Annotated in this window: 16 protein-coding genes and 1 pseudogene; 7 read left to right on the top strand and 10 right to left on the bottom strand. The window is 41.8% G+C overall.

Annotated elements, in window-relative coordinates; translation table 11 throughout:
* The first annotated feature begins 9 nt into the window (after positions 1-9).
* Both BCU34_RS03395 and BCU34_RS03390 read left to right on the top strand, forming a co-directional pair.
* Entirely contained in the window at positions 10-315 is a 306-nt protein-coding gene (locus tag BCU34_RS03395) for a monooxygenase (RefSeq protein WP_055320113.1), read from the top strand.
* Positions 316-363: 48 nt separating this feature from the next.
* Positions 364-738: a hypothetical protein gene (locus BCU34_RS03390; protein WP_102478665.1), complete on the top strand. Its 375-nt coding sequence runs from the start codon at positions 364-366 to the stop codon at positions 736-738.
* Positions 739-826: 88 nt separating this feature from the next.
* Here the strand turns inward: BCU34_RS03390 and BCU34_RS03385 are convergent, their stop codons facing one another.
* Complete coding sequence (locus BCU34_RS03385) at positions 827-1,345, bottom strand: lipocalin family protein (protein WP_048669028.1); 519 nt, start codon at positions 1,343-1,345, stop codon at positions 827-829.
* A gap of 262 nt (positions 1,346-1,607) precedes the next feature.
* Here BCU34_RS03385 and BCU34_RS03380 point away from each other — a divergent pair, with 262 nt between their 5' ends.
* The gene (locus BCU34_RS03380; RefSeq protein WP_240698017.1) at positions 1,608-3,251 is read left to right on the top strand and encodes an amidohydrolase; all 1,644 of its coding nucleotides are present in this window, start codon (positions 1,608-1,610) and stop codon (positions 3,249-3,251) included.
* 142 nt (positions 3,252-3,393) lie between these two features.
* The gene (locus tag BCU34_RS03375; protein ID WP_102432629.1) at positions 3,394-4,089 is read left to right on the top strand and encodes an outer membrane beta-barrel protein; all 696 of its coding nucleotides are present in this window, start codon (positions 3,394-3,396) and stop codon (positions 4,087-4,089) included.
* A gap of 235 nt (positions 4,090-4,324) precedes the next feature.
* Here BCU34_RS03375 and BCU34_RS03370 read toward each other — a convergent pair whose 3' ends face one another.
* The 3 genes and pseudogenes from BCU34_RS03370 to BCU34_RS03360 form a co-directional block, all read right to left on the bottom strand.
* On the bottom strand, positions 4,325-4,981 hold the full coding sequence (locus BCU34_RS03370; protein WP_102432630.1) for a hypothetical protein: 657 nt from the start codon (positions 4,979-4,981) through the stop codon (positions 4,325-4,327).
* 368 nt (positions 4,982-5,349) lie between these two features.
* Positions 5,350-6,831 (bottom strand): serine protease, encoded by a 1,482-nt coding sequence (locus BCU34_RS03365; protein ID WP_102432860.1) that lies wholly within the window; start codon positions 6,829-6,831, stop codon positions 5,350-5,352.
* A gap of 441 nt (positions 6,832-7,272) precedes the next feature.
* Positions 7,273-7,752, bottom strand: a pseudogene (locus tag BCU34_RS03360) (hypothetical protein).
* Between the two features lie 302 nt (positions 7,753-8,054).
* Here BCU34_RS03360 and BCU34_RS03355 point away from each other — a divergent pair.
* A complete protein-coding gene (locus tag BCU34_RS03355) occupies positions 8,055-9,317 on the top strand; it encodes a metal-dependent hydrolase family protein (protein ID WP_102432861.1) in 1,263 nt (420 codons plus the stop codon).
* 156 nt (positions 9,318-9,473) lie between these two features.
* Entirely contained in the window at positions 9,474-10,724 is a 1,251-nt protein-coding gene (locus BCU34_RS03350; protein ID WP_102432862.1) for a lipase family alpha/beta hydrolase, read from the top strand.
* 209 nt (positions 10,725-10,933) lie between these two features.
* Here the strand turns inward: BCU34_RS03350 and BCU34_RS03345 are convergent, their stop codons facing one another.
* The 6 genes from BCU34_RS03345 to BCU34_RS03320 all read right to left on the bottom strand — a co-directional run bounded on the left by BCU34_RS03345 (position 10,934) and on the right by BCU34_RS03320 (position 17,246).
* Positions 10,934-12,355, bottom strand: a complete 1,422-nt coding sequence (locus BCU34_RS03345; RefSeq protein WP_102432863.1) for a DUF4041 domain-containing protein — start codon at positions 12,353-12,355, stop codon at positions 10,934-10,936.
* On the bottom strand, positions 12,356-12,658 hold the full coding sequence (locus tag BCU34_RS03340) for a hypothetical protein (protein ID WP_102432885.1): 303 nt from the start codon (positions 12,656-12,658) through the stop codon (positions 12,356-12,358).
* 224 nt (positions 12,659-12,882) lie between these two features.
* On the bottom strand, positions 12,883-13,896 hold the full coding sequence (locus BCU34_RS03335) for a manganese-dependent inorganic pyrophosphatase (protein WP_102432864.1): 1,014 nt from the start codon (positions 13,894-13,896) through the stop codon (positions 12,883-12,885).
* A 391-nt stretch (positions 13,897-14,287) separates the two neighbouring features.
* The gene (locus BCU34_RS03330; RefSeq protein ID WP_048658240.1) at positions 14,288-15,721 is read right to left on the bottom strand and encodes a hypothetical protein; all 1,434 of its coding nucleotides are present in this window, start codon (positions 15,719-15,721) and stop codon (positions 14,288-14,290) included.
* A gap of 275 nt (positions 15,722-15,996) precedes the next feature.
* Positions 15,997-16,449, bottom strand: a complete 453-nt coding sequence (locus BCU34_RS03325; protein ID WP_102480192.1) for a septal ring lytic transglycosylase RlpA family protein — start codon at positions 16,447-16,449, stop codon at positions 15,997-15,999.
* 305 nt (positions 16,450-16,754) lie between these two features.
* Positions 16,755-17,246, bottom strand: a complete 492-nt coding sequence (locus tag BCU34_RS03320; RefSeq protein ID WP_102300459.1) for a VOC family protein — start codon at positions 17,244-17,246, stop codon at positions 16,755-16,757.
* Between the two features lie 440 nt (positions 17,247-17,686).
* Here BCU34_RS03320 and ahpC point away from each other — a divergent pair, with 440 nt between their 5' ends.
* The gene (gene ahpC, locus BCU34_RS03315; RefSeq protein ID WP_017629768.1) at positions 17,687-18,244 is read left to right on the top strand and encodes an alkyl hydroperoxide reductase subunit C; all 558 of its coding nucleotides are present in this window, start codon (positions 17,687-17,689) and stop codon (positions 18,242-18,244) included.
* Positions 18,245-18,455 lie beyond the last annotated feature (211 nt).

The raw sequence follows: 18,455 nt of genomic DNA, 5'->3' as shown, positions 1-18,455 counted from the left end.
AGAAACACCATGAAACTACTGCAAGTTGATTTTGAATTTAACGGCCCTTTCGGTGAAGAGATGTCGAACGCACTCGTCGACCTAGCTAAGTCCATCAACAACGAGCCGGGCATGATCTGGAAAATCTGGACAGAAAACCAAACCGAAAAACTGGGCGGTGGTGTCTACCTTTTTGAAGATCAACTCAGTGCAGAGGCTTACTTAGCCATGCATGCCGCTCGCTTGAAAGAGATGGGCGTAGATGAAGTTCGCGGCGTGATTTTTGACGTGAACCAGCCATTAACTACCATTAACAAAGGCCCAATCAACGGCTAATGGAATGAATAAAGAATTAGCGAAAGGCACGAGATAGAGAGATAACAAATGAACAATAAAACGTTTTTAAGCCTACACGGCATCATTTACGCAGGTTTTGCCTTCGCGTTGTTTTTTCTACCAACGGTCATGTGGCCTATGTACGGCGTGGAAATTAATGATAAGTACGCTTATTTTCTCTCTCAACATACCAGTATCTTCCTTGGTGGTATTGCAGCGATAACATGGTTACTGCGAGATATTGAAACGGGAGTCAGTGCCAAGAAACTCATCCAAGGCTTGGTTGTCACCAATATGCTCGGTGCGATCATCACTCTGTATGCCGCTTTCACGGGCATCTTTGTTGGCTTTGGTTGGAGCGACCCAGCGTTCTTCCTTTCGCTATCAGTACTGAGCGTGTTGCAAGTGCGTAAACAACACTAACTCTCAGATAATTAAAGGCACAGAGAAGTTCATCCTCTGGGCCTTATCAATCATCAATCAATCACTCTCACCAATAACAGCGATCGGTTTATTGGGTATGTTCCACAACGATCAGCTCATCGGTATTGAACCCACGCTCTTTCGACATCGCTTTAAACTTCTCCATCACTTCAGGTGCGACTTCAGGCGTTCTTGCTAGTAGCCATAAGTAATCAGTGTCGGGCCCAGAAACGAAGGCGTATTGGTACCCTTCCTCTTCCAATTCAAATACCACATAGGCACCATAAAACGGACCGAAGAACGACACTTTTAAGTAACCTTGGTCGCTACCTTCAACAAAGTACGCTTTGCCTTCTGCCTCATTCCATTCGCCCTCTTCAGCCGAATAACCGCGGTTAATCACTTTCACGCCGCCATCATCGCGTAGGCTGTATTCAGCGCTCACATTACTTAAGCCACGCTCAAACGAGTGGTCTAAGCGAGCAACTTCGTACCATTTCCCTAAATATCTATCCAATTCAAACTGCTGAACTGGCTTGACGGTTTCTGGCATACCCACGCATCCACCCAACAGAATGACACTCAGCAGCAATAATATTTTCTTCATCCTAACCTCGACTCGATAAATTTATTCGTTATAGATAACTCTATACGTTAACTTTAAAGGAAAGTTCAGTTCTTACTCTGTTAATCAGTGACTTACCTAACATTTATTCGACAAACGTAGGTTTAACTCTTTAGAAATAAAACTTAGATTCAGCCAATCAATTATTCTAACCTTACAATAGACGGGGAAGTTATTAATGTGAATCACTATGAAAATGCACTCAAAACTAAAAGTACGACTATTAAAACAACTCGTTTGTACAATGGGTTTGGCGACATCATTAACAGTCACAGCCTCCGATAGTCGCGTTTTTACTGACGCGATCATTTATGGTCACTATGAATCCAACAGTATCGTCACGCAGAACGGCAAGATTTCTTTCATAGGGAGTGAACAACAAGCACGACAATTTGCTAGCTCTGACGCTGAATTTATCGACCTAAAACAAAACTTCGTCCTTCCAGGATTCATAGACAACCACAACCATGTTTTTGAAGCCGCCTCAGAGCTGGGTGGCACCTGTGAACTCGATTCTGAAGCAACACTCGAAGAGCAAATCCCCTACTTAGAAGCCTGTAAGATCAATGCTGATACCGTTGGCAGAGGTTGGCTAATGGGTTATGGCTTTTCTTTGGAATCGACTCTCGATAGCGATTCTGAATACACACCACTTGAGATCATCGACAGTGTCTTCCCCGATCGACCAGTCGTGATCATGGAGCAGACTTCACATTCAATGTGGGTTAACTCCAAAGCGCTAAAAATCGCCCGAATTAGTCCGCAATCACCAGACCCACAAGGCGGAGCATATTTAAAAGATCCTGCAAGCGGTAAGCTCAATGGCATCTTACTGGACAACGCCGGTGATCAAGTCATGGAAATGACGTGGAACAGTCAAAGCGAGCTCTTTGAGCAGAGCTACCAAGGCTTAATGTACGGCCTTGAAGAAGCGGCTGCCCACGGCATCACCACCATAGGTGACGGTAGAATGTATTGGAAGCGCGGTTGGTATGACGTTTGGCTAGAAGCCGAGCAAAACCAAGATCTCACAGCACGCGTCTCATTGCGTCCTTGGGTTTACCCTTCCATGGCAATGCCTTCTCAGCTCGAGGTATTCGAGAAAATGTATTCCGATAACAAAAGCCGCCTACTACTGGTCGAACAGGTGAAAATGTACAGCGATGGCATCTTCATTAATGGCACAGCAAAAACGCTTGCCCCTTACTTAGATACCTATTTACCAAGCTCTCCTAATGGCTTGAACTACATTCCACCAGCACAGATGAAACAGTGGTTAACGGCCCTAGAAAAAATCGGCTTTAGCGCTCATATACATGCTATTGGTGACGGTGCGGTTCGTGAATCTTTGGATGCAATAGAGAGCGTGCGTAAACAAGGTTCGCAAAAGCCATACACGTTAACCCACGTTGAATTGATCAATGATGAGGACGTTCCACGATTTAAACAACTTGGCGTAACTGCAGATTTTCAAGTCGGCTCTGATTACGTTGCAAGGCATCAACACCAATGGGCGGAAGCTTTCCTTGGCGCCCGCCGTGCTAAAGCCATGATGAACCTCGATGCAATACTCAAAACCGACGCCAATATCACTCTAAGCAGTGACTGGAATGTTCACGACATCAACCCTTTGGTCGGAATCGCAAACAGCTTAATCATGGGCAAAACAGGCCTAACCGATATCTACACAGCCATCGACGCTTACACTCTCAACGCAGCCAAGAGCCTAGGAATTGAAGACGTAACAGGTTCTATTGAAGTTGGGAAGTCTGCAGATTTCGCCATTCTAGATAAAGACATCACCACCTTGTCAGCAAGAGGCATCGCCAAGACTCAAGTATTGATGACTGTACTGCGTGGCGATGTGGTGTATCAAAATGGTGAATAGATTTTACAACCAACAATAAGCAGCATTATTCACCACAAGAAAACAATCATTACATATCATTTTCAGAATGTTAGTTTCCGCAACAGACAGGTTAAATAAAGTAATACAATGCCGCAACTTTTTACAGATAATGAAGTTACACATGAAGAAACATTTAATTTTACTTGCTGCGTTAACGTCTTTACCTGCTGCTGCGAATGACTTCTCTTCTATCTCATTTGGTGCTCAATATGGCATTGATGATGGCCTATCTGACTCAGTAATTGGGCATGCAGAAAGTAGCCTTGGTGGGTACGGTCGTTTATCTTGGAATTTCTACGACCATATCTTTGCTGACTACAACATCAGTTATAGCTCATTTGATGGCCCTAGCTTTCAAAGCCAACATTTTTCAACAACAACCTATGCTTCAACAACAAAGCAAGATTTCGGCATCGGCTACTACTTCGAGTTAGGCTCTTATTCACCTTATATAAAAGTAAACAAGACGTCATTTAAACAAAGCTACAAAGGTACAACCGGAAGCTCTACTCCTGGCAAAAATGGTATAACACCACCTGATATATCTGATGCGAGCTACACCGCGGATGGTTATGGTTTAGAGCTAGGCTCTTTCATTCATATGAGTGAGAATTGGACACTGAAAGTTTTGGGTAGCATTAGTAAGCTTGAAGAGAGCGGTCAGGACATTGACTTATACGAAACGTATGCCATTTCCGATACGAAATTCGGCAGCAATTGGGCTTTTGAAGCAGCTCTCGGCTATCGAAAGCTTAAAGCTCAAGGTGCCGACTTAGGCGAATTCATGCCACAAGTTGGTCTAAAATACGATTTTTAAATCTCTATTTAATAGAGGCTTATAAACTGAATGCTATATAGCTCAGATTTTTAACCTTTTTAATAAAAACACGATTCTGAGTTTTCTGTGGCATCTCTATATGTACATAAACTTCGATAGACCTAAAAGGGTTGGTATTTATTACCAACCCTTTTTCATTTAATACTAAATTAGAATGTTCAAATGAATATGGGTCAGATTATTAATATAAAAATCCGCTCAAACTTTCACACGATTAAATAGCGTAAAATTTGACAAGACGCTCACTGTAACCCAAATTCGCCGGTGTATGGTTAATTTCAACTGTAATATTACCGGACAGTTCGCCATCAGCTTTATACACCGGGCAAGATGCAATATCTGATAAGTATGACTCTTCTGTTGGAGCGCTGAAGTAATAAATTTTTTGTAGATTACATTCACCGACCTTCATACCCAATGCTTCAACTTCCAAGCGTTGACGGTAATAATGCGGACCAATGTCTAGAAGATATTCAGGGCTATGGGTATAGATCTCGCTGGTATAACGCTCAGAAAATTCACTCTCAGCAACGAAGTTTTCATTCTCCATGCTATAAAGAATGTTCAAATGCCAATAGATTAGCTCAGACTCATCACTCGTTGATTGACCCGGTTTTGAATACACACATTGGATCTGACTATGAGGGACTTCCAAGCCTTGATTTGCTTGGATGTTATTGCGAAGCGTATTGATCCCACAACGATGCAAAGTAAAGCCATCTTGCTTCATCGATTCAGTCACTTGATTCATCGATTGGTATTGAACGTAGACACCTTCAGGCGATTCACCGGTGATAACGTTACTATTATCAGCATAAGTAAACGGACTTAGGCAGGCGGTTACAGACACTAACGCTATTGTTTTTTTCATTATTATTTTTCCTTTATGATTGGCGGCAGGAAAATAACTCAAAAACAAAATATGCAATACAGTGCTCATTGATATTTGTGATCTTGGTTAAAGCAATGATTACTTTTATGAATATTAAAGTTTGGTGTCGGGTATATTTTTATATAAAAAGGATTAAACGCCTCAAAAAAATTATGGATTTATATTAATAGAATTACCTTATAACAATTAAGGAAATAGTATTTACTATTAACATATTAGATATTTAAAACTATCAAATATCACCACCATCTCCATTTTTATTAATCATTCTGTTTAATTATAATAATCAAAAGCGAGCCTAACCGACTCGCCTTTATTATGAATGTCGTAAACTGACTTCTCGTTTATTATTGGGACTCTGACAACAACAGGGATAATCCGGAAAAACTTCGGAACGCGTTAATCATGATATAGAGGTCCTCATCCGCCATAGGCACCTCGCAGCTTTCAAAGTTGCCTGAGCGATAAGGTCGGCAATCGTAAGTACTTTTCGTTGGTTGCGCGCCAGAACGAATATAGAGATCGGCGTCACCCACTCCTTGCTTGATAGTTGCAGTTACATCACTGGTACGGTTTGCGGCTTTGAGCACAAACAGTTTTTGTTGGCCGGACGTCGCGGCGAGATCGGTTATTAGGCTTCCTAAAGTCACTTCTGGGATCTCATTCTTAGGCTCACCAACTGAGCCGTTAGGTAGCTCGTCATTGAAATACGAAGCCACTAATGGCCAAATTTTACTGATTTTTACGCCTTGGTTTTCGCAGCCTCCGAAATGATGCAAAGCAATGGCTTTGTTGTTATCGGTTCGCAGAACAGGTGACCCAGACGAGCCTCCAATCGTGTCACAGAAATAGCCAGTATCCGTATTTAATCCTCGCCCATTCGCTGAAGCCACATCGATCTGACACAATCCTGAACCATTTTGATCACTCTCAATAGCGAGCTCTTTCGGCTTACCCGCCCCGTGTTGAGGAATGTAGATACCATCGCCAAAGATTGGCTCTTGAGCATCCAAGCCTAGATAACCAAACGACTCAATTTTTGAAAAATCATCAACGGTGAAAAGTGTGTAATCCAAATCATAATTGGTGCTGAGTATCTTACTTCCCATGACTTTAACCGTGGTGGCCATAGAGCCGTCACAAGTACGGCGCTGATAGTTAAACCATACCTCTGTATTTCTCAGTTCTGATTCTGATGCGACACAGTGGTTATTGGTGAACATATGGTTATTTGGCCCAACTCGCCAAGCGGTACACAAACTACGTCCATTGATTAATAGCCTTGCAACGGGTGTTGTCCAAGCCACCTTACCTGGATGAGACTCTTCCCAACAGGCAACATCTCTGCGCTCGTTAACGCCACATGTCGATAGTGTTGCCAATGCCTCCTCATCTGCACTCTTACCCGCCATGTAGTAGTCTATCTCGAATTCAGGGTATTGGCCGTTTGCGTTTGGCATCGCCTCAATCAACATGGTGTCACCTGAAATAGACTGAGCAAACCAATCTGTCTGACTCTCATGATATTCAACACCCTCATCACTGGTGCTCGAACTCAAGCGCAACAGGCTACCTTTGGGTATAACAAGCGAATTGAAATGAAGCTTAATGAATGACGCGCTCGCGTGTTCAATTTGCTGCGTGTATCGATCGCCCGATGTTTCAGTCAACGTTTGATGTGACAGTTGATACATCACTTCATCAGCAATAACAGGTAGGTGTGGTTGAATCGAAAGCTGTGGCTGAACTAGGAGCTGTGGTTGCGCATTTACGAACGAAGAAAATAGACATGTTGTCGCTAACCCAAGGTTAGATAAGATTACTTTCATTAGATTTCCTATATCGATTTGTAGTGTTCCCTCCACAAACATATGCGCTAATAAACAATATGACACAAAATGCATATTTTATTTTCAGTAAAGAAATCTCAACACCTAAAGTACACTCTAATATTCAACAAGATAGAAATAATTAGTATTGATTCACACCACTCTGACTGTACAAATTGGTGTGCGACTTGAACACAAAAAGAATCATGGGTAAGCAGCGTATTTTGCTATTCTGAAGATAGTTTCGGCAGAGCTATACTCTTCATATAGTCAATAGAGAAAGCCTTGAACTGCCACACTTAAAACTGCGTGGATTATTAAATAAGTAAGAAATCGATAAATGGAATGCAGGTAAACAGAAACCAAAAAGGGCTAGCAAAACTGCTAACCCTTCTCAGTTGAGAGTTCGTTTCAAACTCCCGATTTCTATTCAACTTTCGCTTACGCTGTCTTTTCATTCAAGTTTGCGTCTTGCTTATCATCAAGAGCAAAGTAGATCTTCGATACAATCACTTCGGCAATCAGAATCGTAAATACCACAGCAAAGAACGCAACCACACCATTCCAAGGACCAGTAAAGCTCACCTTCTCACCGAACAACAAGTTAATCGCTTCTAGCATCACGAATTTTGAACCCACTAAAATGATTCAAGTGGTGATTGCTCGGTAAACCTTAGGTGCGGTGCCCGGCTTGCTTTTGAAGTGCTCAGCAATCTTGTGCTCTAAACCAATAGAGAGCTTCAACAACAACTGCAACAACAACGCCGCAATCAAAGAGATAGTGAAAGATTCAATGTTTACAAAGTCCCAGTACTCATCAAAGAAGTTAAGAACCACTAAGTCCACCAGCACAGCTAACGTGTAACCAACGAATAGACGTTGTGGTGTATTGAATCCGTAAACTTTGTCTGATTTAGTCATTCTGTTTCTCTCTAATTGGATAAGTAACCTCGATTTGAAATACATCTTAGCGTTCGAATCGAAGCAAAACTTACCATTTGATGACACCACAACCATTCCATTCGAAATTATTAGTTTTTATCGATTCATCATTTCTCACACCAATAATTCGCTTCCCTCTATAAAGCAATTTTCAAAAATATAGAAATGCACCAAAAGATAACTCTCATCATTGCTTGTCACCAAATGGCCATTTTTCAAATACTGCCCGCCATAAGATAACTCCATCAGCGACACACTCTCATTTCCAAAAGGTGCAGACTATGAAAAAGCTAATCACTAACGCGAACGTATTTAACGGTGTTGATAACAACCTAATCAAGAACGTATCAATTCTTATTGAAGACAACTTGATTACACAAATTGGCGAGGTTGATACAACGTTAGCGGATGAAATTATCGATGCTCAGGGTGGCACGGTAATGCCAGGTTTGATTGATGCGCACGTTCATATCACGCTATCTGCACCTTTCAATGTGATTGATACCATGACACGTGAAGAAGTGGCGATTCGCTCGGCGAAGATTTCAGAAGAGATGCTGATGCGCGGCTTTACCACCATTCGTGATGTAGCGGGTAACACGCTTGGCCTTAAGAAAAGTATCGATAACGGCTACGCGACTGGTCCACGTATTCTTCCTTCAATGGCGGCAATTTCACAAACCAGCGGTCACTCAGATTACCGCCAAAACCAAGCTCAAGAACGTTTAGCGAATGGACACGAAGACTCGCCAATGATGAAGCTAGGCGCGATGCGAGTGGCCGATGGTCGTTCAGAAGTATTGAAAGCAGTACGTGAACAACTGTTTATGGGCGCGTCGCAAATCAAGATCATGGCCGGTGGTGGTGCATCATCGACCTTCGACCCACTAGACACATTGCAATTTACTTCTGACGAAATGGAAGCCGCTGTACAAGCCGCTTCAGATTACGGTACTTATGTTGCCGCGCACATCCATACTTCCGATGCGATGCGCAGAGCAGCTGAAGCGGGCGTCATGTCTTTCGAACACGCTACCATCATGGATGACGAGATCGCCGAGATCATCAAAGAGAAAGGTATTTGGGTGATCCCGTCTTACTTTACTTCTTCATTGATTGCAGAGCGTAAGATCCCTCTGCCAAACGAAGAGACATACCGCAAGACAGAGCGCGTGGGTAAAGCCATGTTCAAGTCAGCAGAGTTGATTAAGAAATACGACATTCGAAACATCGCCTTTGGTACCGATTGTGTCGGCGAAACCAATGTGCATGCCACTCAGCTGAATGAACTCGGTGCGATTGAACAAGTGTTCGATACCATCACTGCACTTCGTATGGCGACATCAAATTGTGGACGCTTGTTCGAAATGTCGACTTACCAACACCCTTACCAAGAAGGCAAACTAGGCCAAATCGTTGAAGGGGCATATGCCGACCTATTGATCATCGACGGTAACCCACTGGAAGGCGTGGCATGTGTTGCTAACACCGATACACAGAAACTGATCATGAAAGACGGCAAAGTGTATAAAAACACGCTTTAGTGCTCAAATTACTCACTGTGTAACTAAACCTCCAAGGCAAGCAAGCGACCTTTTTAGTCGCTTGCTTGCCTTTTTGTTAAGCGTTGTTTTATTGCTACTATTAAACACAGACTATTGATTCAATGATGGAACGAGTCGATTTAAGGATGAAATTGAATGAAGCTATTACTTACTGCACTATTTTTCAGTTCAGCCCTGTTACTCAGTTCAGTGCTATCAGGTTGCAGTAACTTTAGAAACCTATCCCATGAGATAGATGCGATCGACTCCATTACCAACCAATACCAACTCATTTTGAGCCAACCCGCCTCAGGTTCGGCCGTGGTGATTGAGCAAATCAAAGACATCAATAAAAGCGAAGTGGATGGTTACGACGGAATAATCGCTAGTGACCGTATCGACTTACAGCTATCGAACAACATCCATTACCTACTTGTCTTTAAAGATAAAAATCAAGACTTAACCCTACAAGCAGACGAAGCATTCAGTGTCATTAACCTTCGTAACCATCAAGACAAATCCACAATAGAAGTATCCCTAGAAGTTAATGAAAATGAAGTCCCAAGCGCCTTTGTTGATCGCTCATTATCCTCACTACTGAAAATTGAGTTAGACCTCGTCGACATAGGCACCGTGGTGGATCTATCGGATCCCCCTTTTGAGACAGGCAATGCAAAACTCGGTATGTGGCAGCCACTCACATTCTTACTTGAAGACAAAGCCGGACTCTATTTTCTATCTGAATATGACCCAAATAAAATCCCGATCTTGTTTGTGCATGGCATCAACGCCACTGCGTTAGATTTTGCCCCACTGATTGAAAAAGTCGACCAATCTAAATATCAGATCTGGGTCTTTAACTATCCTTCAGGCTTGTCTCTGGCATTGAACTCCAAAGGCCTGAATAACCTCATGCACACGGTGTTAACGGAATACAAAATTCAACAATTACATGTTGTGGCACATAGTATGGGCGGGTTGGTGGCCACCAACAGTCTTCGTCAGTGCCGTATCGGTCAGCTGTGTGATTTTGTTAGCAGCATCACCACTATCTCTTCCCCTTTCGGCGGTGTTGCTTCAGCGAAGCAAGGCATAGAGTACTCCCCTGTCGTGATGCCAGCTTGGGTAGATCTAAACCCCGACGGCCAATTTATCGCTGACTTATTTTCTGAACACGATGAAAACCACACCCCACATTTTCTCGCGTTTGGCTATAACTCAGGTGAGCTGTTCAATACCAAAAGCAACGATGGTGTGATCAATTTATCAAGCCAGTTATCACGACCTGCCCAATTGAATGCGGACCAAATTCGTGGTTACAACGAAAACCATCTGAGTATTTTGAATAATGATGATCTGTTTGAAGATCTGTCCGAGTTTTGGTTAAGAGCAGAACAAGAAAATTGATCTACCTTTAGGCGCATTAGACGGCGTGGGTGAATCGACTTCAAGCATCTCTGACCCTTACGCAAGTGAGCGAATGTGGGGACACCCTAGCGAGCAAGTTTAAGGTAATCAGATACGAAAAATGGAACGCTCAGACGTTCCATTTTTTTGGGTAAACCGAAATACTCTAAGTCAAAAAATCGAGCTAAGATATCTTAGCTCGATTATGTTTACGCTGCATCTTGGAGTCTTAAGCTTTCATAATAGTCTTCTGCGGTAGCCGTCATTTTAAACTCAGCTTCAAAGCCAGCAATTTTTTCTACAGCTTCTTGTATAGATTCCAAATCAACTTGGAAAAACTCTTTGCGGGTATTAACCGCGTTTACACGTTGAGTATGAAACTCTCTATGTAAAGCCGCCTCTAAAGCAGGAGCATCATCGGCATAAATCATAGCGTGGACATCAAAAGAGAATGGTACACTTGCATCCCCTAGTTCTTTAACGCGATCCATTGGCTCAAGTCTTCTCGTTAAACCAATTTTATAGACATCTTCACCAAATGAGCCGATGTTACTAATCACGTAAACATGCCCTTTTCTAGTTTGTTCAGCCATGCTCTTAGCTCGTTGTTCTTTAGATTCAGCTTCTTCGAGTCGAGTTTGCAGCTCTGCTATTCGACGCTCCATAAGCTCTTTCTCTTCATCTGAAGCATCATTTAATTCTTCACGTGCCTTTTCAAGCATCTTGCGATACATCTTTTCTTCTTTTTCAGCATCAGCAATTGCTTTTTGGAACTCCTTTATAGCTCGCTGTTCTTCACGAATCTGCTCTTTAATTAATTTCTGTTCAACTTGCTCTTCTTCTTTCTTGAGCATGTATTGATATTGGAGCTTGCACTCCTCAAATTTTAATTCGATATAATCCAAATTAAAGCCGCATTCAAAAGTAGCACAAAGTTTTTCAATATTATTAGCTAGCTTCTCTATGCGTTCTAATGTTCGAGCAAAGCTACTTGGCGACACTTTTCCTATTAAGAAGTCACATTCTGAATTAAACGCTGTCAGCATTAACTTAACTTGTGCATCTAGGATTTTTCTATTGTAAGCAGTATCATTAGAGATAACCGTGTAGCTTGGATAAATAATCGCAGTTTTATCTTTGATCATCTCTTTTTGTGATTGCCTAACTTCCTTAATTTCTTCAGCAAAGCGAACTGACGTCTCGTACAAATATTGTGGCATTTCAAAATGACCACATGAAGTGTACTCATCAATTCGAGAATATAAGTCAAGCTTACCCATGAGTTCATCAAGAGCCTTAGTATTCATCTCAAATGAAGATTTACTATCTTCGATACCTAGTTCCACAGCTTCAAGTTCTTTTGTTTTTTGAGCTAAACTCTCAGCAATTGTATTCTCATTTTTCTGAAGAGCCCTCAACGATTCAGTCTCATTGAATATAGAATCTAGTTCTCTCGCTGCTTGTTCAGATTCAGTCTTCACCACATGTAGTTCGTTTTTTATGAGCTTAAGTGCCTCATCGATTGACTTATATTCCGCTACTTTTTTGTTGGCACTATTTTTAGTTAGGATATAGGTCAAGATAATTAACACTGCGGCGGAAACGACAACTATTAGTAAATTATTATCCATTTACTTTAAAACCTCTTTGACAAATTGTTTTCTTAATGAAGATCGTTCAAGACAGCGATCGTTGTATTCATCTTTCGCTTCAACCAAGGACTCTTTAAACGCTCTTTTTACTTCTGAGGCTCTCTTTTTCTCAGTTCGTTCAACGTCTTTTAACCGGCGTATCCTTTCACGCTCAACTCGTAATTCTTCACGTTCAGCTGCTTTACGGCGCTTTTCAGATTCCCGTATAGAACGCTTGTTTGCTTTATCTATAGCTTTAACAACTCTAATCGCTGTTCTTAAACCACTACCACGTCTAGCCAAAACTTCACCGTATACCATATAGATGTTGATGACCGAACATTAACACAAATGGACATTTAATCTTTAATACACATCAAGTTTGATATTTGGGCAAGATAAACAACATGGACCCATTATCAAATTAACGTGATTGCTCACACTATAATAATGTGTGGTTTTAGCTCTCCCCAGAACAAAAAGGGACTGGTATCTCTACCAATCCCTCCTCCAAACTCTCTTATTACTTACAAACTCTCAATTGCCTTTTGAACCGCTGGGCCAATCTGACGCTTGCGAGAAGTGACGCCTTCCAGAGTTAGCATGTCGCTGGTTGGTTCAGCGTTGAAAGCCGACTTGATGACTTGATAATCGCTTTCGTCCACCCACAATAGGTTCGCTTCTTTGTTCTTGGTATCTGTGATTGAGAAGAACAGATGATCTAAGCCGTTCTCTTCTTTATAAGACTTCATTGCCGCCAAAAGCTCGTCTTTACGGTCAATCAGTTGTTGAGCGGTTAGCGTTTCAGCGACACCGATGCCCACCTGTTTGCCACCATATTTAAAGTTTTTGTAATCCAGAGTCAGAATGGTTTCAGAAGAAAGGTGGCTAAGGTCTGATTTAGCAATCAACATTTGTTGGCCGAAACCTTCGATATCCGAAATGCCTGCAACCTTCGCCAACTTCTCTGCATATTCACGATCATGCTCAGTGGTGGTTGACGATTGGAATACCACAGTATCAGAGAGAATCGCGCCTAAGCCGACACAAGCAAGGTGCTTAGGTAAAGTCACATCGAGCTTTTCAGCGTTATCAGCCAAAATAGTGGCAGCTGAACCCCAACCTCGGATATCCATCTCGACAATTTGTGGGGTGTTAATCGGTGAGCCACCAATAGCGTGATGATCAACCACAGCAACAATGGATGATTGATCGATGGTTGGCGCTAGTTGAGTCACTTGGTTGAAGTCCACCAGCCCTACTCGATATGAAGAGTAATCTGTCTCTATACGTGGTGATTCCGCATTACAGTAGTTCAAGATAAACGTCGATTCAGGGTTGATAGGCTCAGGCACTGTCGCCGTACCACCATAGACATGAGCCGCAAGCATCGCAGACATAACAGTGTCGCTATCTGGGCTAAGATGCCCGGTCCATACGAGATCTTCACTGTTTTCATTGGCAGATTGTTGCAAACTAAAAGCAAAACTTGCTGAACTGAAATACATGATTACGGCGGCAACGACAGGTGTTAGCTTCACGGGTATTTCCTTATTTGGATTCGTTTTAGAACTCCATACGCTAGCCCTCAAAAATTTCAGAATCGTGTCAGCTATGTTTCAGATTTACTTCAATCAGTAACGAAATGTAATTCCCCTACCCTTTCCCATTGTTAGCCAAGCTACACATGATTTGGGATTAGGTCAGCTTTTCATTATTTCACAATGAATTTTAATGAAACTCAGTGAAATCAAATTTAAGCCACTGATTTAAATTAAGGAAAAACACGTAAGCCAAATACTAAAAATTAGAGAATCTTATCGGAATTTGATTAGAAGAAAGCACAAAAAAGGCTGCGAAAGCAGCCTTTATAGTATATGTATGAATGTTATGCTCTTGCACTTCAAACGGAAAACCGAATGCTAAATAGGTTTAGCTTGAACAGTTAGCCTCTGACAAATCAGATTCAGACATACCACATTCCGTTTTATGAGTGCCGTCTTTATAATTTGTGAGACGTTCCCAGCCCCCATCACTATTATGGCTAGTCATCACTTGAGTCGGATTTTCTCTAAACTCATTTTTCACGCGAGACCAGGAATCCGCACCATGCCCTTCTTCACTATAGAAGTCGGTATCAATCACATTACGAACAGGAGTTAAATCTGATGCAGTGATAGTGTCTGTGACGCCAATCAGGTGACTGAACCCGCTATCGTTGCCATCGTCATAACTGTGCTCTGAATAACTAGTAAGATCAGAACCATCATAATCTTTCGTAACTAAAGCCTGAACCGTGAAAGTATTACTTAAAATAAGGCTACTACAATCACTCCAGTCTCCAGCTTGGCCATATACGGTGTTACGAACCCCTGACGAATCCTGAGAGATAGTCTCCAGCCATTCACTCACAGAGCAATAGTAGTCACTGCTGGCCATATCCATAGATATCGTTTTTTCAATATTAACGCCATCTCGAACCGTTGTTTCCATTGAGTGCCTATCATGAAGCTGAACTTTACTATTGAGATCATCAGACATTACATGAGTTTCTGACTCAGAGTTACCGTTAGACATTTGCACGAATTGGTAGCGATACCAGACATCCTTATAGTTGTTATTAGAACTATCCCATTTGCCCATGAAGTATTCGACCCAAGCAAAGTCTGCTTCTGGGTATTGATTGATTAGTTCCCGTGTATCTGCGTATGACTTTTGTAATCCGGGAACAATATCTTGAGCAATTTGATGCACTTCATCATTACTAGACTCAATATAATCACCATACAATTCATCTACTGTGATGTTGTAGCGACGAGCAACGTGAAGTTCTTGCTCAGTTAGACGTTCAGCTATGTCGTCTCTCAGCTCTTGTTCTTCTAGCAAAGACTCACAAGAAAGCTCCTGAGAAGTACTTTCGCGTAACTCTTTTTCTACTTCATTCCAAACCACAGAGGTTAATGGTGTTAAGTTGTATAGCTCTTCATCTGTACTCAACGCATATTGAGGAGGTATTACCATCGTATAAGCGTCTTCAATTGGAGTATCAGGAAAATCAGTATCGATAGCACCTTCCGGAACATCTACCACAATAGGAACGTATTGCGCGCACTCACGATAAGTTGATGGTATATCTAAACTAAAATCGCCCTGTTCTTTAGTGACAACACTAGGTTCATTGGCATCCAACTCATTATTGAAATTCAGGTCGAGATAAACCGTAGCCCCAATAATATAGCCATCAATAACCTTCCCTGAAATAGAAGAAATATTGGAATCTCCTCCACTGTTGTCACTACCGCTACTCCCACCGCAACCAACTAAGCCAACGGCAAGCCCACAAAGCATAAGCTTCTTCATTTTCATTTCGATCGACACCTAACGGTTAATATTGTTATTGTTATTGTTTTCAAAGTAGGTTGACACTTACTCGTGAAGCAATATATAGATTTTCAATACAACCATATGATGTATTGATCACATCGCGATAAAAATGAATGTAACTTTATCTAGTGCAATTATCTTTTATTAATCATCTATTCCTTACTACTTGAAACAAAGTTAAGAATGGCCCTAAACAAAAAAGATCGGTATCTCTACCAATCCTTAAGTTTCACTAACCAGTTCAGGCTCAGAGGCAATTAGTGTTTGTACCTGAAGGTATTGCTGTCATCAACAATCTCGATTTTGACAGGCAAGGTGCCCTGCTTAACATTGCCGATTTTTGCAAATGCCTTGTGCGAAAGGTCGATAACTCGGCCTTTTACGTAAGGGCCTCGGTCATTAATTTTCACATCGACCGACTTGTTATTGTCTGTATTGGTCACTCTCACGATAGTGCCGAAGGGTAAGGTTTTATGAGCCGCAGTATTCGCATTCATATTATACGTCTCACCACTTGCTGTGAGCCTTCCATGGAATTTATCGCCATACCAAGAAGCTTTACCAGCAAGAGCATGTGACTTGGCATATTCCTTTGTTTTGGAACTGCCGACAGCCGACGTTGAGGTGCATCCAGCTAATATCATAAGAATAAGAGCAGTAAAGATAATATGTGATTTTTTCATGTAATTTGGGGGCGCTAATCTGTGCATTTTTCTCTATTTTCGTTGTTATTGGTTAGCAATATAATGCTGAGTATAGTCACGGCTCAGCCAAGGCTACCATTCGGTATGATGGCGCAATGTTTTCATGAACAACGCTTTATTTCGTCATATTCATGAAAGGTTTTATCTTAGAAACGTCAAATTTAACAACACCTTAAATCTGTATCTTTCTTGAATACTTGATGTAGATAAGTCACCCAGCCAATCATCCAAACACAAAAAAGGATTGGTATCTCTACCAATCCTCTTTGGGGGTGTTTCGGTTTTCTACCTTATGCAAGGCAGTAACGCGATTACTCGTAATCTGTCGCGTACGTATCTTCGTATGAGTGAGAGTAGAATTCGAATAGGTTGCCAAACGGGTCTTCTAGGTAAACCATTTGTGCTTGTTTTAGTTCGTCTTCTGGGTGGTAACGGTGAATATCCATACGTACTTTACCGCCAAACTCTTCTACACGTTTGATAGCTGAATCAAACTGCTCTTTTGGAAGCTGTAGACAGAAGTGGAAGATACCTAGACGAGAGAAATCAACGTTATGACGCTCTTCACGGTCAACCATTTCGAACAGTTCAACACCGATACCATCAGATGTTACTAGGTGTGCGATGTTGAAGCCTTTGAAGCCTTCGCCAAATACAGCAATACACATACGGCCGATTGCTGATTCGCGCTCTTCCATCACTTTAGTGTTGTTCATCACAACTCTTAGACCTAGAGCCTTTGTGTAAAACTCTACTGCTTGGTCCATGTCGCCTACCATGATGCCTACGTGATTCATTTTCATAACTTGCTCCAAATTCGTTTTTAATTCTGTGCTTTCCGAAGATTAGCTTCGGTGTTTCGTTTCGATGGAGAGAGTATATGGAGATGCGACGATTAACTGAAATTATCATAAATTATATTAATGATAATTTTTTGTTATTTACAATTTGGTATAACAACTCAACTCAACTCAACTCGCGTAAAGAAACCGTACTTCCCCTTACCTAAATAGAGAGCAACCTAAAAAGCATAGCTACTCAAATTGGGGGTGCTGATGTTTGATGGCTTTTGTTAATAGTTTTTGTTGATAGCTTTTACCGATAGTCCTTTCCTTTCAAAGATAGGATTCGCCTATTGAATCTATAGAAATGTCCGATTTCACTAATTTTCGGTGGCAATGCAATATATCTACATCGACGCGGGATAGCGTTAAACACTACAAATTAGAAAGAGAGTCAAATCATGATCAACACAGAAATCAAACCATTCAACGCAACAGCATTCAAAAACGGCGAATTCGTAGAAATCACTGAGCAAGACGTTAAAGGCAAGTGGGCTGTATTCTTCTTCTACCCAGCAGACTTCACGTTTGTATGTCCAACTGAGCTAGTTGACCTACAAGAAAAATACGCAGAGCTTCAATCTCGCGGCGTAGAAGTTTACTCAGTATCAACTGACACGCACTTCTCTCACAAAGCATGGCACGATACTTCTGACAAAATCGGCACTATCGAATACTTCATGGTAGGTGACCAAACTGGCAACATCACAAACAACTTCAACGTTATGCGTGAAGGTCAAGGCCTAGCAGACCGTGCTACGTTCCTAATCGACCCAGAAGGCGTTATCCAAGCAATGGAAATTACTGCTGAAGGTATCGGCCGTGACGCTGAAGACCTACTACGCAAAGTTAAAGCAGCACAATACGTAGCCGCTAACCCAGGTGAAGTTTGCCCAGCAAAATGGAAAGAAGGCGAAGAGACACTAGCACCATCTCTAGACCTAGTAGGTAAGATTTAATCTAAGCCTAGCTAACAAGAATAGCTAAAAAGAACAAATAAAACGGTTCTACAGGCGCGCTTCGGCCTCCCTCCTAAAGGGCAGTTGCGCGCCACCCTTTCAAAGCATCAACACCACAATATTTGCCGACTTGCGCCCCTTTTTTATTTTCCTTTTTCAGCAAGAAGGTATTGGTCAATACCAAGACACAGAATTTAAGAGCAGGCACGAT

The sequence above is a fragment of the Vibrio sp. 10N.286.45.E10 genome (assembly GCF_002874195.2).
In the GTDB taxonomy this organism is placed as follows: domain Bacteria; phylum Pseudomonadota; class Gammaproteobacteria; order Enterobacterales; family Vibrionaceae; genus Vibrio; species Vibrio crassostreae.
This window is presented reverse-complemented; position numbering and strand designations above follow the sequence as displayed.

Coding starts and splice junctions, on each gene's coding strand:
- BCU34_RS03375 (WP_102432629.1), top strand. CDS start 3,394: ATGAAGAAACATTTAATTTTACTTGCTGCGTTAACGTCTTTACCTGCT.
- BCU34_RS03385 (WP_048669028.1), bottom strand. CDS start 1,345: ATGAAGAAAATATTATTGCTGCTGAGTGTCATTCTGTTGGGTGGATGC.
- BCU34_RS03325 (WP_102480192.1), bottom strand. CDS start 16,449: ATGCACAGATTAGCGCCCCCAAATTACATGAAAAAATCACATATTATC.
- BCU34_RS03395 (WP_055320113.1), top strand. CDS start 10: ATGAAACTACTGCAAGTTGATTTTGAATTTAACGGCCCTTTCGGTGAA.
- BCU34_RS03380 (WP_240698017.1), top strand. CDS start 1,608: ATGGGTTTGGCGACATCATTAACAGTCACAGCCTCCGATAGTCGCGTT.
- BCU34_RS03345 (WP_102432863.1), bottom strand. CDS start 12,355: ATGGATAATAATTTACTAATAGTTGTCGTTTCCGCCGCAGTGTTAATT.
- ahpC (WP_017629768.1), top strand. CDS start 17,687: ATGATCAACACAGAAATCAAACCATTCAACGCAACAGCATTCAAAAAC.
- BCU34_RS03370 (WP_102432630.1), bottom strand. CDS start 4,981: ATGAAAAAAACAATAGCGTTAGTGTCTGTAACCGCCTGCCTAAGTCCG.
- BCU34_RS03320 (WP_102300459.1), bottom strand. CDS start 17,246: ATGAAAATGAATCACGTAGGCATCATGGTAGGCGACATGGACCAAGCA.
- BCU34_RS03365 (WP_102432860.1), bottom strand. CDS start 6,831: ATGAAAGTAATCTTATCTAACCTTGGGTTAGCGACAACATGTCTATTT.
- BCU34_RS03390 (WP_102478665.1), top strand. CDS start 364: ATGAACAATAAAACGTTTTTAAGCCTACACGGCATCATTTACGCAGGT.
- BCU34_RS03350 (WP_102432862.1), top strand. CDS start 9,474: ATGAAGCTATTACTTACTGCACTATTTTTCAGTTCAGCCCTGTTACTC.
- BCU34_RS03330 (WP_048658240.1), bottom strand. CDS start 15,721: ATGAAAATGAAGAAGCTTATGCTTTGTGGGCTTGCCGTTGGCTTAGTT.
- BCU34_RS03355 (WP_102432861.1), top strand. CDS start 8,055: ATGAAAAAGCTAATCACTAACGCGAACGTATTTAACGGTGTTGATAAC.